The sequence below is a fragment of the Fulvimarina thalattae genome, assembly GCF_040239565.1.
Classification (GTDB): Bacteria; Pseudomonadota; Alphaproteobacteria; order Rhizobiales; family Rhizobiaceae; genus Fulvimarina.
This window is the reverse complement of the sequence record NZ_JBEHWS010000013.1, coordinates 55,474-76,049: the sequence shown is the minus strand read 5'-3', so window position 1 is coordinate 76,049 and position 20,576 is coordinate 55,474. Positions and strand designations below refer to the sequence as shown.

8 protein-coding genes are annotated in these 20,576 nt (G+C 61.6%); all 8 read left to right on the top strand.

All coding sequences use genetic code 11. The annotated features are described in order from the left end of the window. Positions 1 to 140: 140 nt before the first annotated feature. The 8 genes from ABRA89_RS15685 to ABRA89_RS15650 are packed head-to-tail and all read left to right on the top strand — an operon-like array spanning position 141 to position 20,576. Positions 141 to 4,655, top strand: coding sequence for an amino acid adenylation domain-containing protein (locus tag ABRA89_RS15685; protein WP_349942431.1), 4,515 nt, complete (start codon positions 141 to 143; stop codon positions 4,653 to 4,655). 15 nt (positions 4,656 to 4,670) lie between these two features. After that, a complete protein-coding gene (locus tag ABRA89_RS15680; RefSeq protein WP_349942430.1) occupies positions 4,671 to 5,558 on the top strand; it encodes a class I SAM-dependent DNA methyltransferase in 888 nt (295 codons plus the stop codon). Between the two features lie 2 nt (positions 5,559 to 5,560). Beyond that, complete coding sequence (locus tag ABRA89_RS15675) at positions 5,561 to 7,036, top strand: aminotransferase class III-fold pyridoxal phosphate-dependent enzyme (protein WP_349942429.1); 1,476 nt, start codon at positions 5,561 to 5,563, stop codon at positions 7,034 to 7,036. Then, complete coding sequence (locus ABRA89_RS15670) at positions 7,033 to 7,266, top strand: MbtH family protein (protein ID WP_349942428.1); 234 nt, start codon at positions 7,033 to 7,035, stop codon at positions 7,264 to 7,266. The genes ABRA89_RS15675 and ABRA89_RS15670 overlap by 4 nt, the downstream gene beginning before the upstream one ends. After that, positions 7,263 to 7,829 carry a hypothetical protein gene (locus ABRA89_RS15665; RefSeq protein WP_349942427.1) on the top strand — a complete coding sequence of 189 codons (567 nt, stop codon included), beginning with the start codon at positions 7,263 to 7,265 and terminating at the stop codon, positions 7,827 to 7,829. Before ABRA89_RS15670 ends, ABRA89_RS15665 begins: the two co-directional genes overlap by 4 nt. Beyond that, positions 7,826 to 8,389 (top strand): siderophore biosynthesis protein, encoded by a 564-nt coding sequence (locus ABRA89_RS15660; RefSeq protein WP_349942426.1) that lies wholly within the window; start codon positions 7,826 to 7,828, stop codon positions 8,387 to 8,389. Before ABRA89_RS15665 ends, ABRA89_RS15660 begins: the two co-directional genes overlap by 4 nt. A gap of 38 nt (positions 8,390 to 8,427) precedes the next feature. Beyond that, a complete protein-coding gene (locus tag ABRA89_RS15655; protein WP_349942425.1) occupies positions 8,428 to 12,834 on the top strand; it encodes a type I polyketide synthase in 4,407 nt (1,468 codons plus the stop codon). After that, positions 12,831 to 20,576 carry an amino acid adenylation domain-containing protein gene (locus tag ABRA89_RS15650; protein WP_349942424.1) on the top strand — a complete coding sequence of 2,582 codons (7,746 nt, stop codon included), beginning with the start codon at positions 12,831 to 12,833 and terminating at the stop codon, positions 20,574 to 20,576. Before ABRA89_RS15655 ends, ABRA89_RS15650 begins: the two co-directional genes overlap by 4 nt.

Genomic DNA, 20,576 nt, shown 5'->3' with positions numbered 1-20,576 from the left:
TTGATAGTCAACAATTGGCATGAGCCATTTCACCGGGCTGCCGTGGCCTGAATTTCGAATTCGAAGGTCGGTGGAAGACCGGTTCCTTTCTATAATTATTCCAATGTTATGCGTCGTGTGACCAAGGGTGAGAATGTGAGATGGATGGAGATATGAGTCAGCTCGACGCAATCTCTGATATGCTCCATGATCTACGACTGAGAGGCGTAGAATTTCGGCTCGAGAATGGAAGAATCCGTCTTCACGGTCCCGAAAATGCGCTGACGAACGAGGTGACTCGGAGCATTCAGAAGCGCAAGGCCGACATTATCGAATTTCTCTCAGAGGTTGCAGAGTCCTCATCGTCGGAACTGGCGCTGGTGCCAGCTCACGGTTCGGCGCTTCCGCCACTCTCTCGCGCCCAGCAGCGGCTGTGGTTCGTCGAGCAGATGGCACCGAACGCCGGGCTTCATCACATGCCGTTCGCCATCGGCGCTCATGGCGAACTCGATCTGCCCGCATTGAAGGCTGCCCTCGCCGCCATCGTTGAGAGGCACTCGGTCTTGCGGTCCCGCATCAGGACGCCCAACGGCGAGCCCATTCAGGAGATCGTCGACGATTGCATCGTGCCGTTTCACACGGTGGAGCGCCCGGGATGCAAGCCGGACGATGCCGAAATCCGCGAGTTCCTGCGCCAGGAGATGCGCCGGCCGTTCGACCTGACCTCAGAGCCACCATTGCGCGTGACGCTCTTGCGCTTCGCTGCCGACCGCCACCTGTTTCTTTTTACACTGCATCACATCTGCGCGGACGGCGCGTCGATGGAGATCTTCTTTGCGGAGCTTGTCGCTGCCTATCGCCGCATCAAGGGCGAGGCTGTCGAGGCGCCAGCCGCATTGCCGGTCCAGTACACGGATTTCGCAGCTTGGCAGAGGCAGGAGCCGCTCCAAAAATCGCTTGCGTTCTGGACATCCAATCTCGAGAACTTGCCGGCAACGCGCCTAGCGACGGATTTTCCGCGACCGGCTGTCCATGAGGGCCGAGCAGGCTACCATCAGATCGAATTGAGCGCCGAGACCTGTGGGCAGCTGCGCGAGCTCGCACGGCGCGAGCGTTCGACGCTTTTCGCCACGCTCTTTACCGCCTTCGATATTCTGCTGTCGCGTTATTGCGGACAGAACGACCTTGTCGTCGGAACACCCTTTGCAAACCGTCGTCACCCGGAAACCGAGGGTTTGATCGGGCTATTCGTCAATCCATTGCCCGTTCGGGTGAAGCTGTCCCCATTCGAAGGCTTCGCCAGAAATCTTCAGCGCGTGCAGAAAGCGCTGTGGTCAGCCTATGAGCACCAGCACGTCCCCTTCGAAAGACTGGTGGAGGAATTGCAGCCTGAGCGCGACCCGTCTCTCAGCCCGCTCTTCCAGCTCAAGTTTCAGCTCGATCAGAAGCTCACGAGCACGGTCGAACTGCCCGGAATGGAACTGCGCCGTCTTGATATTCGAGATGGCACTGCGCCGCTCGATCTCAGCCTCAATCTTCAGGAGGAGGGGGAGATTGTCAAAGGCGCCTTCGTCTATGACGCCGCGCTCTTTCACGCCCGCACGATCGCCGACCTCGCGGATCGTTTTACGATCCTGCTCGCAGAAATGCTGGCAAAGCCTGACGAGCCGATTTGCAGCCTGCATCTTCTGTCGGAGCCGGAGCGTCAAAGGCAGCTTTTCGACTGGAATGATACGCGAACACCATACGATACGGAGCGACGTTTTCACGAGCTCTTCGAGGAGCAGGTCGCCGCGCGGCCGGATGAAACGGCCATTCTTTATGCCGGGGACGACGATGTCGAAAGCTGGAGCTTCGACCGGCTGAACCGGAAGGCAAATCAGATCGCTCACTGCCTGCGTTCGCGCGGCGTTCTGCCAGAAACGGTGGTGGCGATCGCGCTCGATCGCGGCCCGGAAATGGTTGCAGCCTGGCTCGGCGTTCTCAAGGCAGGTGGCGCTTGGTTGCCGCTCGACCCGGCCTATCCGGCAGAGCGTCTGGAATACATGTTCGCCGATTCAGGCGCGAAACTCGTCTTGACGACGAGCGACAAGAACTTGTCGGACAGCGCCGAACGGATCGATCTCGACGTGGATTGGCCTGATCGAGAAAGCACTGCCAATCCGGTCAATGTCAGCTCACCGAACCATCTGGCATACGTCATCTACACATCCGGTTCGACGGGAAAACCGAAGGGCGTCCTCGTCGAGCATGCCGGCCTCGTCAATCTCGCGCAGGACAAGATCCGGGTCTGCGGTGTTCGGCCGGGCGATTGCGTCCTGCAATTTTTCAGCTTCAGTTTCGATGCATCGATCCCGGAACTGATCATGAGCCTGGGCGCTGGCGCCCGGCTGCTTCTGCTGCCTGCCGAGGAAGCGCTTCCCGGCCCGCAGCTTGCCAGCCAGATGCGGCGCCACCGGGTCACGCATATCACCATCACACCCTCGGCGCTGACATCGCTGCCCTCAGAAGACTTTCCCGATCTGCGCATGGTGCTTGTCGGTGGCGAAGCGCCGACACCTGACCTGATCGAGCGCTGGGGAAGCGACCGGCTCTTCGTCAACGCCTACGGACCGACCGAGACGACGGTCAATGCGAGCATGGTAGCCTGCGATGGCGAGAGCGCCGACGCGGTAGTCTCGCCATCGGCAAACAAGCAACTTTACGTGCTTGATGAGAACATGGAAGCCGTTCCCGTCGGAATGCCGGGAGAGCTCTTCATCGGCGGACTTGGCCTTGCGCGTGGCTATAAGGGACGTCCGGCCCTGACGGCGGAGCGTTTCCTACCCGACCCGTTCCGCTGCGGTGGCGAAGTGATCTACCGGACGGGCGATCGGGCACGCCAGCTTGCCGATGGGCGGATTCGCCTGCTCGGCCGGATCGACAGTCAAGTGAAGATCCGCGGGTTCCGAATTGAACCGGGCGAGATCGAGTCAGCCATACTGTCCCACCCCGATATTGCCGCCGCGGCGGTCGTTATTCGCGAGGATTCACCAGGCGAGAAGCGCATCAATGCGTTCTGCGTGGCTCGCGAAGGAAGGGTTCTCGGCGTTGCCGCTCTCGGATCATGGCTGGCGACCAAACTGCCGCGCTATATGGCGCCGGACAATCTTGCATTTCTTGAAAGCCTGCCGCTGACGGTCAATGGCAAGGTAGACCTTGCAGCACTGCCGCAGATTGACCGTACGGACCGCGCGGCAGGCCGTGCACCGGAAACGCCCACGGAACAGAAAATCGCTGCGGTTTTCGAAGACGTGCTCGGCATCGGGGACGTCAGCGCCTCGGACGACTTCTTTCAGCTTGGCGGCCATTCGCTTTTGGCGACACGGCTATGCGCCCATGCCAGGACACAGTTCGGTATGGAGATCGCCGTACTCGACCTGTTCAGGGCCCCGACGGTGGAAGGTCTGGCGGCGCGGCTCGACGCAGGGTCGGGCAAGCCTTCGGGCGATGGCGAAGAGTTTCTTGCAGGCGATATCCGGCTTGACGATGATATCGTGCCGCATGCGGTTAGACGAGGCGAGCATCCGCCACGCAACATCCTTTTGACAGGGGCGACAGGCTTCTTCGGCGTGTTCATTCTCGCCGAACTGCTGCGCGCGCCCGCCCGAAAGGTCTGGTGCCTGCTGCGCGGTAGAGACGCGGACGATCGGCTGAAAGCGGCGCTTGAGAGGCACGGCCTCTGGAACGACTGCTTCCGAGAGCGCATCCGGATTGTCGAGGGCGATCTCGCAGCTCCCGGCCTCGGTGTTTCTGCGGAGACGCAGGATGAACTTTGCAGAGAAATCGACGCCATCGTCCATAACGGCGCGCAGGTCCATCACCTCCATCCTTATGAGGCGATGCGGGCAGCCAATGTGAGCAGTGTGCGCGAAGTGCTCAGGCTCGCCAGCCGGAGCGGCTGTTTCGTGCATTACGTGTCATCGATCAGCGCGCTAACGCGGCCTGACGATAGCGAAACCCTGCTTGAGAGCAGTCCGATCGACAGCTTTCCTCCACCATCCGGAGGGTACAATCGCAGCAAGTGGGCTGGCGAACACCTGGCGACAGAGGCCGTGCGGCGCGGCATGCCTGTCACGATCCATCGGCCGGGAGCCATTTCCGGCGATACGATCAACGGGACTTTCAATGAGGCCGATATCCTGTGCCGCTTGATGCAGGGCTATCTTCGCTCGGGGATTGCGCCCGCGCGCGACGTTCCCCTGCAGCTTCTACCCGTCGATCATGGCGCCCGGATTCTCACCGAGATCGTCGACAGTCCCGAAAGCGCTGGGCAGACCTATCATCTGCTTCATTCCGGCCAGGTTTCCTCGGCTCTTCTGTTTGATGCTTGCAGGCAGGAAGGAATGGCCATCCGCCGCGTAAACGGCGAAGAATGGCAGGCGCATGTCAGCCGCATCGCCCGCGACGAGCCGGATCATCCGCTCTATCCGCTCGTCGGATTGCTGGAGCGGTCCGACCGAAGCGGTGGCCGCGTCCAGTCCTCCGCAGTTCCTATGGTCGATTGCCGTGCGATGCGCATGGCCGCCGCCAAAGCAAGCAGGTCCGAGCCTCGGCTCGATGCGGATCTTTTCCGAATTTACCTGCGGGCCTTCACCCGGAGTGGGGCGCTTTCTCTTTCCGCGCCAGTCAGCTGAATCGGATCAGGCAACATGGTGGAACACGCAAGACAGTACGATCACTGGGCCTGGCTGTACAACGCCACGCTCGGTCCGCGTTACGGCCAGAGCAAGATCGGCCCGTTGGCGCGCGTCATCCTGCCCGATCTGCCACAGGGCGGCGCAATCCTCGATCTGTGTTGCGGCACTGGACAACTCGCAGCGATCCTGACGCAGCGCGGCTTTTCGGTCACCGGTGTCGACGGATCGCCCGACATGCTGCGCCACGCGCGCGAGAACGCGCCAGAGGCGGAATTCATCGAAGCAGACTGCCGGAATTTTACGGTGCGCTCGAAATATGACGGCGTGATCTGCGCCAGCGCATCTCTCAATCACATGCGAACAGCCGAGGATCTGCGAGGCGTGTTCACGAGCGTCAATCATGCGCTCAAAGTCGGCGGGCCGTTCGTGTTCGACGTCAATCATCCCGGCCAGATGGCGCGCCACTGGCGCGGTTCGGCGACGGAGGGAGAAACGCTTCCCGAATACGCCTGGTCGATCACGCCGCATTACGACGTGGCGACGGCGTCCGGCGCCTTCACGGTCGAGATCTACCAGCGGGCCGGTGCCGGTTCTACGCTTGCGGACTTGGCTGACAAGCTGTCTCAGAAAGGGCTGCTACGCCGCTGGCGGCTCTCCCGTCTGAGGCGATATGCGGCGATCCGCCCGGAGTGGAAGCTTAACGCTGTCACCAATTCTGTCTGGGGCCACGATATCGATTTCCTGACCAGCCTGCTTGGCGAGTGCGGGTTCAGCGCGGACGTGCGCAGCACGACGGGCGGCGCGGTCGATGACGATCACGGCGTCTACTTACTTTGCCGCAAGGTCGAGGAACTCGATCAGGCAATTGTCGGCGCAGATCGGGAGGGCGCTCTCTCGTGAACATGATGCAGAAAGTCGGAGCCGCTGACGATCCGGCGTCAGGGATCATTGCCGCATTTAATGGCAGGACGCCGGGGTCCAAGCGCGCCGCGACCGAAAATCGAAAAGTGCTTTCAGACAAGAGCCTGATCGGTCCGGCATTCACGCCGCAGATGAAGGAGGCACTCTATCCGATCGTCGTGAATCGGGCGGAGGGTGCGCATCTGTGGGATATCGACGGCAATCGCTATGTCGATATCCTGATGGGGCTCGGCACGAATCTCTTCGGCCACAATCCACCCTTCATCCGCGCAGCTATCGAGGAACAGCTCGAAAAGGGTTTCGCGATCGGGCCTCAGGCGGAACTTGCCGGAGAGACCGCCGCACTGTTCTGCCAGCTGACCGGCAAGGAGCGTGTCACATTCAGCAATACCGGAACCGAGGCCGTGATGACCGCCTTGCGGGTTGCGCGCGCTGCGACGGGACGCCGGCGCATCGCGGTCTTCTCAGGCGCCTATCATGGGCACTCCGATCAGGTTCTCAACAAATCCAGGCGGATCGAATTCATCCGGCGCGGGGCACTCGCACGCGATCATCCAGCAATTCTCAAAGCCCTTCAGCCAATCCTGAGGCGATTCCAGCTGACGCAGCCTGTGCCGGCTTTTCCCGGGGTGAGCCCGTCGACTGCCGGGGACGTGCTGATGCTGGAATATGGCAATCCGCGCTCGCTCGACATTCTGCGCCGTAAGGCAGGCAGCCTTGCCGGCATCCTTGTCGAGCCGGTCCAGAGCCGAATGCTGGAACTACAGCCAGCGGCCTTCCTTCGTGACCTGCGGGATATTGCCAATCATGCGGATTTGCCGCTCATTTTCGACGAAATGATCAGCGGCTTCCGGGTTGCACCCGGCGGGGCTCAGGAGGCATTCGGAATCGAGGCTGATCTTGCCGTCTACGGAAAGATCGCAGGCGGTGGCCTGCCTCTGTCCCTGATCGCGGGAAGCAATCGCTACATGGATTGTATCGATGGTGGATCCTGGTCGTACGGCGATGCATCCGCGCCTTCGACGCCGACGACCTTTTTTGCCGGGACTTACTGCCGCCATCCCCTCGCGCTCGCAGCGGCCCGCGCTGCCGCACACCATCTTCTCGACGAAGGACCGGGGCTTCAAAGCTCACTGAATGCGCGAACGCAGGCCCTCGTTCAGCGGCTCGACAGATCGGCCGCGGAACGAGGACTTCCCATCGGCTTCACATGCTTCGGCTCCTTCTTCCACATCGCTACCAGCCGCAGCGCGCTACCCCAGCACAGCCTCCAGCTTCTGTCTCTCCTTCTCCTGACCAGGGGCGTGCACCTGCGCGTCGGCGACAAGGGGGGATTCCTGTCCACCGCACACAGCGAGACGCAGATCACCGAGATCCACGACGCTTTCGTGGAGAGCCTCGAAACTCTCGCCGATTGCGGCCTCATCGAACGAAAAAGCGGAGCGAACGCGAAATGACGACACACGATCAGGATGGCCTCGAATACCGCGTGGTGATCAGCAACGAGGAGCGCTATTCGATCTGGCCGACCTACAAGGAAATTCCCTTCGGCTGGCGCGATGGCGCATTCAGCGGAACCCGGCAGGCATGTCTCGACCACATCGACGAAGTCTGGACCGATATGCGTCCTCTTTCTCTGAGGCGCGCCATGGACGGGACAACCGAGACTTCGGCTGATCCGTCATGAACGAAGGGCAGGCCAGACCTCTCGACAGTCCGCAAGAAACCTCAGTCGAGGGCGAAATCGACGAAATTGAAGCTCTCGCACCATCTCCGGCAGCGAGAGAAGCAGGCACGGCCGAGCATGATTGCCTCGATCTCATGCTGCCTCATGAACTGCCGACGCGGCTCGATCTGTCGACGGCGGAAAGTGAGGCGCTGCGCCCACTCCTTGAGGGTGTTCTGGACGCGCTTTCGCTTGACCATCCCAAGCGGTTGGCAAAGCTCGATGAGCTTTTGTCGCATCTGGCGCCGTCTCGCTCGGCCAAATTGGAGGCCCGGCATGCCGGCATCCCGCTTACGAGCGAGCAGACGCAGGATTACGACCGCTATTTCCGGGTCCGACGTGTCTCGTCCGAAAATCCCGCTGCGGCGCTGGTGCGAAGCCTGGTGCAGACAGTTCGCGCCGTCACCGAGCTTTATGGACAGAGCCATTCCTTAAGCGCGACCGCCCGGCAGGAGCAGGATCGCGGATTTGCGGAGCATGCTCGCCTGCTTGCCCGGAGCTTCGGGTTGGATAGCGTGAAATGAGCGAGAGAATTTCGCTTGTCCATCGCATCTGGCGCGAGTTCCACTGGGCGTTCTTTCTCAATGTCCAGGGCCTTATCATCGCTCTGAACCGCTTCGAGGCGCTGCTTGACGATGATCGGCTCGAGGATGCCGAGGTCGAATTGTACGGCGCGGAGACGCTTCTCGTCTCCTCAGCCGCCTCCATGGAGCTTGCCGCGAGCTTCTCGCGTGAAGCCTACGAAACCAGTGTCCGGGTCTCGATGACCCGTCCGAAAGTCGCGTCCGACGATTTCAGCGGACTGATGTCGTGGGAGCATGCCGTCCTGATCAGCGTCTGGCGCCGTCTGCGGCCGAAATTCGCAGACCTGCCGCCGCAGCTGAGTGATGCGCACAGCTCCTTCGTGGCAGCCTATCGCCGACTTGCCAAAAGTCATGCGCAGGTCTGCTCACGCTTCGTCAGCACGCAGAGCGGAAGCCTTCGCTACGAAGATCGCAGCGCGGTCGAGACACTGCGCCGCTTCGAAAAGGGGCGCACCAATCTCATCGACCCACAGAGAAAAGGCTGCCCGGTCGATCCGTGACCAGCAGGCCCGACGATATTCTGAGAAAGGAGCCAGCCATGAATGGCGAGCCGACCTATACCGGTTCCGGCCAGACGGCGCACCAGATCGCTGTCATTGGAATGGCGGCCCGTCTTCCTGGCGCCGACAATGTCGCCCGGTTCTGGGAGAACCTTGTGCAGGGCAGGGAGAGCATTCGCCGCTGGACGCGCGAGGAGCTGAAGCAATCCGGATTAAGCGATGCGGAGATCGATCAGGCGGATTTCGTGCCCGTCGGAGCGCCGATCGATGACGCCGCACGCTTCGACGCCGCGTTCTTCGGCTACAGTCCAGCCGAGGCCGAGCTTCTCGACCCGCAGCAGCGCGTCTTTCTGGAAACAGCCTGGGCAGCGCTTGAAACGGCCGGATACAGCGGGGATCGCCATGACGGCCCGATCGGCGTCTATGCCGCCGCAGGCGTCAATACCTACCTGTTGAATATCCATGGCAATGCGCGAATGCGCACCACGGTCAGTCCGTACGAAGTCTTCGTTGCCAATGACAAGGATTTCACCGCGTCGCGAACGGCCTACAAGCTGAACCTGCGCGGCCCAGCGGTCGCGGTGCAGAGCGCGTGTTCCTCATCCCTCGTCGCCGTCCATATGGCGGTGCAGTCGCTTCTGGGCGGTGAATGCGACATCGCCCTTGCCGGCGGTGTGTCGCTTGCTCACGCAACCGGCTACCAGGCCCGTGAGGGGAGCATACTTTCTGCCGACGGCCATTGCCGTGCTTTCGATGCCGCAGCCGCTGGCACGGTGCCTGGCAGCGGCGTTGGCGCCGTCGTGCTGAAACGTCTCGACGACGCCATTGCCGATGGCGACACGATCGATGCCGTCATCCTTGGGTCTGCTGTCAATAACGATGGCTCTCTCAAGGCAAGCTTCACGGCACCACAAGTCGACGGGCAGGCCGCCGCAATCGCCGAAGCCCACGCCGCGGCCGGTATCGATCCCGGCAGCATCGGGTATGTCGAGGCGCATGGAACCGGTACGCCGCTCGGCGATCCGATCGAGATCGCCGCGCTGACGCAGGCTTTTCGCCGGGATACCGACAGACAGGGCTATTGCGCGATCGGCTCGGTCAAGACCAATATCGGACACCTCGATACGGCGGCCGGAATTGCCGGCTTCATCAAGGCTGTTCTGTGCGTCAGGAATGGCAAGGTCGTCCCCAGCCTCCATTTCGAACAGCCCAACCCGAAGATCGATCTTGCATCCAGTCCGTTCTTTGTCGGAACGAAGCTTGACGACTGGCCACTAGAAGGACCGCGGCGCGCATGCGTGAGCTCCTTCGGCATCGGCGGGACCAATGCCCATGCAGTTCTGGAACAGGCGCCCGCCACGCTGCCGGCAAGCGAAACGACAAGCGCGCAACTGCTGACGATATCGGCCAATACGCCGACTGCGCTCGAACGTCTGGCCGTCTCTCTGGCCGACAGGCTGGAGGGTCCGAACGCACCGTCCTTGAGGGATACCGCCTTCACGCTTCGACAGGGACGGTGCGATCTACCCTTCAGGCAATGCGTTGCTTCGAGCGACAGACTGGACGCGGTCGGAAAACTGCGAAACCTGAAGAACCCACCTGAAAAGTGCGGGTCGCGCGGCAGCGAGGCGGTCTTGCTCTTTCCAGGCCAGGGAAGTCAGCGACCGGGCATGGGCAAAGGACTTTACGATGCATCGCCCAGCTTCAGGCAGGCGATCGACCACTGCGCCACGCATCTCGATGGTTCGATGCAGATCGACTTTCGCTCGCTGCTGTTTGGCACGGACGAAGCCGTACATGAGACCCGGTTCGCCCAGCCCGCGCTCTTCGCCGTCGAATACGCGCTGGCGCGATCCTGGCTCGCGAGTGGACTGAAACCGGTGGCGCTCCACGGTCACAGCATCGGCGAGTATGTAGCCGCGACCCTCGCCGGTGTCGTCTCCCTCGAAGATGCGCTCAAGCTCGTCGTCACGCGCGGTCGGCTGATGCAGGCGTCTGCGCCCGGAGCCATGTTGGCGATCATTCATCCCGATGACGCTATTGCTTCATTCCTTGGCGGCGATCTCGCTCTTGCCGCCGTCAATGCTCCTGGCCTCAGCGTCGCCTCTGGACCGGTCGCACAGATCGAAGAGTTGCGGACAAGGCTGGATGGCAGAGGAATCGGCCATCAGCTCATCAGGACCTCGCACGCCTTTCATTCGCCGATGATGCACGATGCCGCCGAGGCGTTCCGGGAGGCGCTTGCAGAGGTCTCGTTGCATGCACCGACGATTCCGCTGATCTCGAACGTCACCGGGACCTGGATGAGCGACGAACAGGCGAGATCGGGGGATTATTGGGCCGATCATCTGCTCGCGCCCGTCCTGTTCGAAGCCGGCACGCGCACTCTTCTGGCCGATGGCGATCCGATCTTCATCGAAGCAGGACCGGGCTCGACCCTCGCTGGTCTGACGCGGCAGACCGCCGGTTCGAACGCTCGTGTCATCGGCGGCTTTGCGCCAGGGCATGAAGAGTATGTCGAGTTTCTCGAAGCGGTCGGACGATACTGGTGCTGTGGCGGAAAGGTCGAAGCTCCTTCACCGGATCGCGCTCGCCGCGTTCCACTCCCGACCTATCCCTTCGAGGGCGAGAAGTACTGGATCGAGCCTGATAGCGAGAACCAGCCGCAGGCTAAAATCGCCGCGGCGGGCGCGGGGTTCTACGCGACGCGATGGGAGCGCGCGCCCAGCATCGTTCCCTCCGCGCCCCGGCTTTCCGGCAATGTCGTGATCTTCGACGATGGCGCGATCGGTGAAAAGTTCGCTGATGAGTTCGAGCGCGGCGGCGCCGAACCCTATCGGGTGATCGCCGGAAAAGGTTTTGAAGAGACCGGCTATCGCTGCTTCAGCGTCGACCCGCAATCGCGGGACGACTTTCGAAGTCTTGTGGAGGAGCTGGAGTCACGTGGAGCGTCGATCGACCGGATCGTCTTCGCGTGGCCGCTCTCGCGCCAGACTACCGACGACGATTCCGATCTTGCCCGGTCGCTGGTTCACGTCGCCTGCTCAATGCAAGATATCGGGAAGCGTGTCAGTCTCGTCGCTCTGACGCTGGAGGCCGAGGACGTCACCGGTGCGGAAAGCTCTGCACCGTCTCAAGCCATGATCGCTGGCGCGCTTCGCGTGATCGCTCAGGAGAACGCCAATCTCTCGTGTCGTCGGATCGATCTCGGCCGGGATCAGCTCGGTTCGCCGGGCGCCTTGGCAAAACGTGTTCGCTCGCAACTCGGACTGAAGAACGAGCTGACCGCTCTTAGGGGACAGTATTGCTGGCTTCCGACGGTCGAACGGCTGGAACTGTCTGCGCAAGATCACGAACCACGCATCAAGCCCGGCGGTGTTCATGTCGTCGTCGGCGACATCGCATCGGGTGTCGGCGAGCACTGGCTGGCCGGTCTGCGCGCCTCGTCCGTCAGGCTTGCCGTCATTGAGGATTGCCATCCGGCGGTCGGGCAGAACGCCGATCTCGAACTGAGCGCCGATTGCACCAATGCGCAGGAACTGGGGGAAGCCCTCAGGACCGTGGCGACGGAATGGGGACGGATCGACGGAGTATTCCTCAGCCTGACGCAGTCGAACGAAGAGTCCGCAGCGCTCATCACCGATCTGGACGAGCGATACTGGGCCTACAACCGGGCCACCAAGCTGGCTCCGCTTCGGGCACTCGATGAGGCTCTCGGCCGGATGAAAGTCGGTTTCTGCTGCGTGCAATCGTCGCTCGCGACCATGGCTGGCGGGCTGGGACTTGCCGCCTATGCGGGCACCTACAGGGCGCTGGAGCAGTTCGTTGCCAGAAAGAATCGCTCCGCCGGAGTGCCCTGGTTCTCGATCGGCTATCCGCTGATCGGCGACAGCGAACCGGCCGTTGAAAGTACGAGAAATGCGTTTGCCGTAACGCCGGATGCTGCGTGGGATATGACCCGCCGCATCATCGATGTCGGGTATATCGGTCAGATCGCAATCGCCGGCGCAGATATTCTCGCCGAGCAAACCAGGGCCGCCTACGGGGTAAAGGAGGCTGGTCGCCCGGAAGGAACCCGGCAACGCCCCGAAATGTCGGTACCCTATCTGGCCCCGCAAAATCCGGCCGAGGCCGCCATAGTCGAGATTTTCGAGGATCTGCTTGGGCTTCAGGGAATCGGGGTGAACGACGGCTTCTACGAACTTGGCGGCCATTCGCTTCTGGCCATAAGGGCGCTCGCCAAGCTGCGGGAAGCCTTCCCGGTCGAGATCGAGATGCGCGAACTCCTCTTCGACAATCCGACGGCGTCCGGCATCGCTGCCGCCGTCGAGGCGCGATCCGGCACGTCCGATGGCCAGGACGAACTGGCCGGGCTGCTCGACGAGGTAGGCAGCCTCTCCGACGAGGACGTCACAAGAATGCTTGCAGAGGCTGACGATCGATGAACCAGATTCAGCAGAAACTTGCGGCCTTGTCGCCCGAGCGACGCCGTCTTCTGGAGCGCAAGCTGCGGGCGCAGGGCATGTCGGTCCCCAATGTTTTGGCAAGACGCGACCCGGACGAGACGGACCTGCCCCTGTCATCGGCTCAGCAGCGGCTCTGGTTCATGCAACAGCTTGAGCCGAAAACGGCTGCCTACAACATGAACATGGCGCTGCGGCTGCGTGGTCCGCTCGATGCAAACGCTCTCGCGCGCGCGTTCGCGAGCCTGGTGAAGCGGCATGAACCCCTGCATACTCGCTTTGCACACGGGGATGACGGCCAGCCCAGGCAGATCGTCGACCTCACTTCCAGCCCAGCAATCGATTTCGTCGATCTGAGTGGAGCCTCCGACCCAGAGATCGAGGCGCGCGCGGCAATCGACGCCATGGTCGCCACTGCCCACGATCTCTCGCGACCGCCCGTGATCGCGAAACTGCTTTGCATCGCCGAGAGCGATCACGTGTTCGGGCTCGGCATGCATCATATCATCAGCGATCGCTGGTCGACCGGCGTCCTGATGCACGATCTCTCGCGTCTTTACGAAGCCGAGGTCACTGCATGCTCCGCCGATCTGCAGCCGCTCGAAATGCAGTTCGCAGACTGGGCGTTATGGCAGAACAGGGCGCTCGACGAACCGCAGTTCAAAGAAAAGCTTGGCTACTGGACCGACCATCTTTCCGGCGAGCTGCCCGTCCTCGAACTCCCCTTCGATCGAAGCCGCAGCGCTTCGGCAAGCTTCAGCGGCAAGCATTATCCGGTGCGCGTCGATGAGGAACTCGCCTCTCGCCTTCGCCGCTTCGCGGCCAGGCAGAACGTCAGTGTCTTCACGCTGCTGCTCACCGGTTTCAATCTGCTGCTGCATCTTTACAGTGACAGCGACGATATCGTCGTGGGCAGCGAGGTCGCCAATCGCGACAATGCACAGACCCAGGGCATGATGGGGCCATTCGTCAACACGCTGGTCCTGCGAAACGATCTGTCTGGCGATCCGGCTTTCGCTACGCTTCTGGAGAATGTCGCCCGAACATTGAGAAGCGGACTGGCGCATCAGGACGTGCCGTTCGAGCGAATTGTTGCGGCCAAGAATCCCGAGCGCTCTCTGTCGGAACTCAATCCCCTCTTTCAGGTCAAGTTCGACGTTCAGCATCACGTCGCCGAAGCTCCAGGGCTTTACCGGCTCGATGTCGAGAACTGGGGCGTGCGCGAGCAGTCGACCAAATACGAACTGCGCTTCAATCTCGAAGATGACGGCACGGGAATTGGGGGCAAGGTCGAATATTCGAGCGAACTCTTCGACGAGGCGACGATCGCTGCCATGGTGGCGCGTTTCGAGCGGCTACTCGCAGAGGCGGAATCCGCTCCCGAGCGCCGGCTTTCGCAGTTTCAGCTCCTCTCGCGCGAAGAGGCGGCCGCCGTATTCGAGCTCGGCAGAGGACCGGTCAGAGACTATCCGACTGGCATCTGCCTTCACGATCTCTTTGCCGAGCAGATGCGCGCCACCCCGGATGCCGTCGCGGTCACCGATGGACGGAAAACGTTCAGCTATCGCGAACTCCACGACGAATCTTCGAAGATCGCCCGCGCGCTCGTAGCCAAAGGCGTGCGACCGGGAGATCGGGTCGGTCTCCATGTGACACGATCGGCGAGGATGATCGCCGCTCTGTTCGGCATCATGCAGGCGGGAGCGGCCTATGTGCCGCTGGATACCGGATATCCGCTCGACCGGCTGGCCTTCATTGCCGAAGACGCCGGCGTCGAGGTCCTTCTGTGCGACAGCATACCGGCTTTCGCTGCGGCGCATTCGCTGACGGTCATCGATCTAGCCGCTCTGCCCGACGCTGCCGATGCCGTCCTGCCTGTCGTGCGCGACGACAGCCTTGCCTATGTGATCTATACGTCCGGCTCGACGGGGCGCCCAAAGGGCGTATCGGTCGAACACCGCAACGTTGTCGCCTTCATGCATTGGGCGAAAGAGCGGTTTACCGCAGACGACCTTGCCTGCATGCTCGTCCCCACATCGATCAGTTTCGATCTGTCGATCTTCGAGCTTTATGCGCCGGTCGTCATGGGCGGAGCCCTGGCTGTCGCCGATCATTTCCTTTCGCTGTCCGCCCTCGGCGAGGAAATCGCGATCACGGCCGTCAATACCGTGCCCAGCCTGATGCAGGAATTTCTGGAAGACCATGAATTGCCGCCTTCCGTCACGACGGCGACGTTCTGCGGTGAACCGCTTCCTGCCTCGTTGGTCGAGAAACTGCGTCACGACTATCCGGCACTCAAGATCTATAATTTCTACGGTCCGTCCGAGGATACGGTATTTTCCACCGAGATCGCCCTGCACGGTGATGGCTATCGCAGCGGCATCGTACCGATCGGCCGATCCATGCCGAACACGCGATGCTCCATCCTCGATCGCGCCCAGAGGCTGCGCCCGCCTGGGCTATCGGGTGAACTCTATATCGGCGGGACGGGCGTGACCCGTGGCTATTATGGACGTCCCGGCCAGACGGGCGAGCGATATGTGCCGGATGCTTTTTCCGGCGTTGAGGGTGCGCGTCTCTACCGGACCGGCGATCGCGTGGTCAGCCGACGCGACGGCATCATGGAATTCCGCGGCCGCTTCGATCATCAGGTAAAGATTCGGGGCCTCCGCATCGAGATTGGCGAGATCGAGCACAATATCGAGCAGCTCTCAGGCGTGTCGAAGGCCGCCGTGAGCGTCACGAAGGGTGCCGACCGGCAGCTTGCCGCATTCGTGGAACTTCAGGACGGGGCACAACAGGAAAGCGCCGCGCTGCGCCGCGAGCTTTCGACGATCCTTCCCTCCCACATGGTCCCGACACTGTGGCATCTGGTCGAGCGCCTTCCGCAGCTGGCGAACGGCAAGATCGATCGCGGCGCCTTGTCCGCGCTCGCCGAGATCGAGCAGGCGGCGGCTGTCGCGCCCGAACCCGGCCTTGAAAGCGATGTCGCGGAGGCCTGGCGACAGGTCTTGAGCGTCGAAACCATCAGCGCCCATGACGATTTCTTCAAGCTCGGCGGCCATTCGCTGCTCGCAATGCGCATGCTGGCGCGGCTTCCCGCAGGGTTCGGCGGCAAAGACAATCTTCGCAAACTGTTCGAATTTCCACGCTTGAGAGATTTTACCGCCGCCCTCGATGCGCAATCGCGCGTTCAGGACGGCGGTCAGGCATTCGTCCTGCCGCTGCCGGAGGGTGTGAGCCCACCGCTCTCCTTTGCCCAGCAACGGCTCTGGACCCTCACTCAGCTCGAACCCGAAAGCGCGTTTTACAATGTCTCCGCTGCGGTCCGACTGAAGGGCAGGCTGGATGAGGCTCGGCTGCGCGCCGCCTTCGGCAAACTGGCCGAGCGCCACGAGGCGCTGCGCACCTGTTTCGTAGCGACGGATGGACAGCCACGGATTGTGGTCCTGCCGGAGGTGAAGCCAGAGTTCGATCGGCGCTCGATATCGCCTGAATGCCTCGATGCTGAGCTCACCACCGCCGCCGCGACTGTCTTCGATCTCGAAAGCGGCCCCAGCTTCCGGGTTCATCTCTTTTCGCTCGGCGCCGAAGATCATGTCGCGCTTCTTGTCGTTCATCACATCGTCGCCGATGCCCAGTCGGTGAAGCTGCTGATGCGCGATGCCACGCATATCTACGACGCGCTGGCAAACCCTTCGGATGACGAAGCCCTGCCGCAACTCACTCTGCGCTACGGCGACTTCGCCGCGTGGCAGCGTCAGCAGGATTTCGATGGCGAGATTGCCTTCTGGCGCGAGAGGCTGCGTGATGCCCCACCGCTTCTGGAACTGCCGACGGACTTTCCTCGTGGAACCGAACATAACTTTTCCGGAGCAAGTCGGGCTTTCCAGATCGATCCAGAGACGACTTCGCTGTTGCAGAATGCCGCGCTGAAGCTCAACGCGACGCCATATATGTTGGCTCTGTCGGCCTTCGCCGTGCTGCTTTCCCGTTTCAGCGACAGTGAGGAAGTGGTGATCGGGACCCCGATCTCGCAGCGCCCGCACAGGGCGCTCGAAGACGTGGTCGGCATGTTCGTCAACACGCTCGCGCTTCGCCTGCCGCACGTTGGCGAGAAGAGTTTTGCTGCGCAGGTATCAGCTGTTCGCGAGAGAATGCTCGAAGCATTCAACAATCAGAACGTCCCCTTCGAGCGCATCGTCGATGAACTCGAGATACCACGAACCTGGAGCCATAATCCGGTATTCCAGGCCATGTTCACGTGGCAGACCGACGAGGGCGAAACGCTCCACTGCCCGCATGGACTGGTATGCGAAACCGTAACACTGCCGCAGGGCACGTCGAAGGTGGATCTCACCCTCGATGTCCGCCAGCGTTCCGATCGCCTGGACTGCACGCTGATCTATCGGACGGATCTCTTCCTGCCCGATACGATCGACAATCTCGCCGACAGTTTCTCGACATTCCTGTCAGTGCTTCTCAACCAGCCGGAAACGCCCATAGCCCAGCTTTCGCTCCTGTCCGAAAGCCAGCTGCGTCAGCTCGAAACGTGGAACGATACCTCGCGGACGACCGAAGGAACCACGCAAACTTTGCACGGCTTCTTCGAGCGCAGCGCTGCGCGTGTTCCGGATAAAATCGCCGTCTCCGATCGCCACCGATCGCTCTCCTACCGCGAACTCGATATCCGCGCCGAACATCTCGCCCGGCATCTCGTAAAGCTCGGTGTCAGGCGCGGTGACCGGATCGGAATCTGCCTGCCGCGAAGCGTCGATCTCATCGCGACCATTTTCGCCGTTCTCAAGACGGGAGCGGCCTATGTTCCGCTCGATCCCAATTATCCACGGGAGCGCATCGAATTCGTGGCGTCCGACGCCTCGTTGTCGATGGTGCTGACCGATAGTTCTTTCGCCGGCTTTGAAAGCGTGCCGCTTCTCGATCCGATACCGGTCCTCGCAGGGGCAGCCAACTCGCCATCCGGCGAAGAGACATTCGCCTCCAAGGCGGAGATCAGCGCCAGAGATCTGGCCTATATTATCTACACATCGGGTTCGACGGGCATCCCGAAAGGTGTCTGTATAGAGCATGGCAACGCGGCCGAACTGGCACGATGGGGACTTGCCACATTCGACGACCAGCAGCTTTCCGGCGTGCTGGCCGCGACGTCGGTCTGTTTCGACCTGTCCGTCTTCGAGATTTTCGTCACCCTCGCAGCAGGTGGACGACTCTATGTACTCGATGATCTGTTTGAGCTGCCAGATGCGCCCTTCGCCGACGAGATCACTCTGATCAATACGGTTCCCACTGCGATCACCGAATTGCTTGGATTCGGGCCGCTGCCGAAGAAGGCCGGCACAATCTGTCTTGCCGGGGAGGCGCTGCCGGCGGCGCTGGCGGACAGGGTCCTTTCCGACCCTGCCGTTCATACCCTGCATGCGCTTTACGGACCATCCGAGGACACGACGTTTTCCAGTGGCAGCATAGTCGATGCACCGGGACAGCCGATCCATCTTGGCAGGCCTGTCGAGAACACGAAAATCTTCGTTCTCGACGGAAACATGCAGCAGGTGCCGATCGGCATGCCTGGAGAGATCTATCTCTCGGGAGCCGGCGTCACGCGCGGCTATCACGCTCGTCCAGGTCTCACGGCTGAGCGCTTTCTGCCCAATCCGTTCTCCCGCGATCCAGCGCATGCCGTTCTTTATCGCAGCGGCGATCGAGGGCGATATCGCTGCGACGGCAATATCGATTTTCTCGGGCGGGCCGATCGGCAGATCAAGGTAAGCGGATTTCGGATCGAACCGGGCGAGGTTGAATCGGTACTTCAGCAGCATCCGCAGATTTCTGCCGCTGTCGTCGATGCCTGGCGAGACGAGAGCAACCACGCGCGGCTCGCAGCCTGGGTAGAAACGCCGACATCCCTTTCGCGGCAGGAACTTGCCGCCCATGTCGCGGCAGGTCTTCCACATTATCTCGTACCGACGCTTTTCCTTTGTCTCGAGAAGATGCCGCGCCTGCCGAACGGCAAGCTTGATCGCAAGGCTTTACCCGATCCGATTCTTCAGACACCGCTCCACTCGGCCGAACCCGACGCGCGCCTGCCTTCAACAGACATTGAAAAACGCATGGCGGCGATCTGGCGCGATCTCCTCGGCCGCACGGAAATTTTCCGCGACGACAGCTTCTTCGCGCTTGGTGGCGACTCGATTCTCGCAATTCAGGTTGTGGCCCGCGCAAGGCGGGAGAATATCGCCATCTCACCGCGCCAGCTTTTTCAGTATCCGGTGCTCGATGCGCTTGCCGCGTCGATCGAGACCAGCGCGGAAAGTCCGGTCGATTTGGCCGACGCGCCTGAGAGGGCGCCGCTCGGCCCCGCCCAGCGATGGTTCTTCGAGCAGGATTTCGCTGCGCCGGCTCATTGGAACCAATCCGTCCTCCTCGTCCCCGCGCGGCGCCTGGGCGCTGAAATGGTTCAGGCCGCGATCGCGCAATTGCAGGATGCTCATCCGGTTCTCGGAAGCCGTTTCGAGAAGGAGGCCGGCGATTGGGTCCAGACCTGCCAAAAGGATGCCGCGAAGCCGACACTCAGAGAGATCGACTGCAGCACGTCGGATCTTGAGCAGGCGATCCAGTCCGCCATGGCCGAGCTTCAGCAAGGCTTCAATCTGTCGGACGGACCGCTCTGGGGCGCCGCGCTCATCGATATCGAAGGGGGAGAACAGCGCCTTGGCATCGCCGCTCATCATCTCGTCGTCGACGGCGTTTCCTGGCGCATTCTCCTCGATGATCTCGCTACGATCTTCGAAGCAGCGGAAAACGGGGAAACCTGGAACAGTCCGCAACCGAGTTCGGCTTTCGGCAACTGGTCGGAAGCGCTCGCGCGAACCAGCCGTTTCGATGGCGAACTCGCCTATTGGGCAGAACTTTGCGAAGCGGATGCCGACGCATTTCCGAGCGACTATCCCGGCGGCTCCAATCTGGTCGCCGATACGGAGCTTGTCGAAACTCGAATTGGTCCGGACCTGACGCGGACGCTGCTGTCCGACGCGCTGACGAATTATCCGGTGAGAATCGACGAACTCCTCGTCTGCGCGCTGCTCGGCGCGGCAAGCGATGTTTGGCGCATGCAGCGCCTGCGCATCATTCTCGAGGGTCACGGACGGATCCCATTGCCAGAAGCGAACGATCTTCATCGCACCGTTGGCTGGTTCACCGCCTTCTATCCGCTGCTGGTGGAAGCGCGGACGGATATCCGCACAATGCTTCTGGGCGTCAAGGAAAGCATGCGGCGGACGCCGCAGGAGGGCGGCGGCTACGGCGTGTTGCGCCATCTTCGCGGCGCGGCCTTGCCCAGTCTCGAGGAGATTTCGGACCTGAGGTTCAACTATCTCGGCCAGATCGACAATCTCTTCCCGGCAGGCGCGCCGTTTTCTCGTGCGCGTGAAAGGCCCGGGCCTGCGCGGGGGGCGGACAATGATCGCGGCGTGCTCATCGACGTCAATGCGATCATTGCCGACAAGGAATTGCGTTTGAGCTGGGCCTATTCCGGCGCACTGCATCGGCAAAGCACGATCAAGACGCTTTCCGAGCGCTTCGTCGACCGCCTTGGCGCACTAATCGAACTGGTGACCCGTTCCGACGAAGACGGACACACGCCGTCCGACTTCAGGCACATGGACATCGATGCGATCGAACTCGAAGACCTGTTGGGGAGGCTCTGA

Bases quoted from the DNA above. Each gene is read 5' to 3' on its own strand.
- ABRA89_RS15685 (WP_349942431.1), top strand. From the start codon at position 141: ATGGATGGAGATATGAGTCAGCTCGACGCAATCTCTGATATGCTCCAT.
- ABRA89_RS15680 (WP_349942430.1), top strand. From the start codon at position 4,671: ATGGTGGAACACGCAAGACAGTACGATCACTGGGCCTGGCTGTACAAC.
- ABRA89_RS15675 (WP_349942429.1), top strand. From the start codon at position 5,561: ATGATGCAGAAAGTCGGAGCCGCTGACGATCCGGCGTCAGGGATCATT.
- ABRA89_RS15670 (WP_349942428.1), top strand. From the start codon at position 7,033: ATGACGACACACGATCAGGATGGCCTCGAATACCGCGTGGTGATCAGC.
- ABRA89_RS15665 (WP_349942427.1), top strand. From the start codon at position 7,263: ATGAACGAAGGGCAGGCCAGACCTCTCGACAGTCCGCAAGAAACCTCA.
- ABRA89_RS15660 (WP_349942426.1), top strand. From the start codon at position 7,826: ATGAGCGAGAGAATTTCGCTTGTCCATCGCATCTGGCGCGAGTTCCAC.
- ABRA89_RS15655 (WP_349942425.1), top strand. From the start codon at position 8,428: ATGAATGGCGAGCCGACCTATACCGGTTCCGGCCAGACGGCGCACCAG.
- ABRA89_RS15650 (WP_349942424.1), top strand. From the start codon at position 12,831: ATGAACCAGATTCAGCAGAAACTTGCGGCCTTGTCGCCCGAGCGACGC.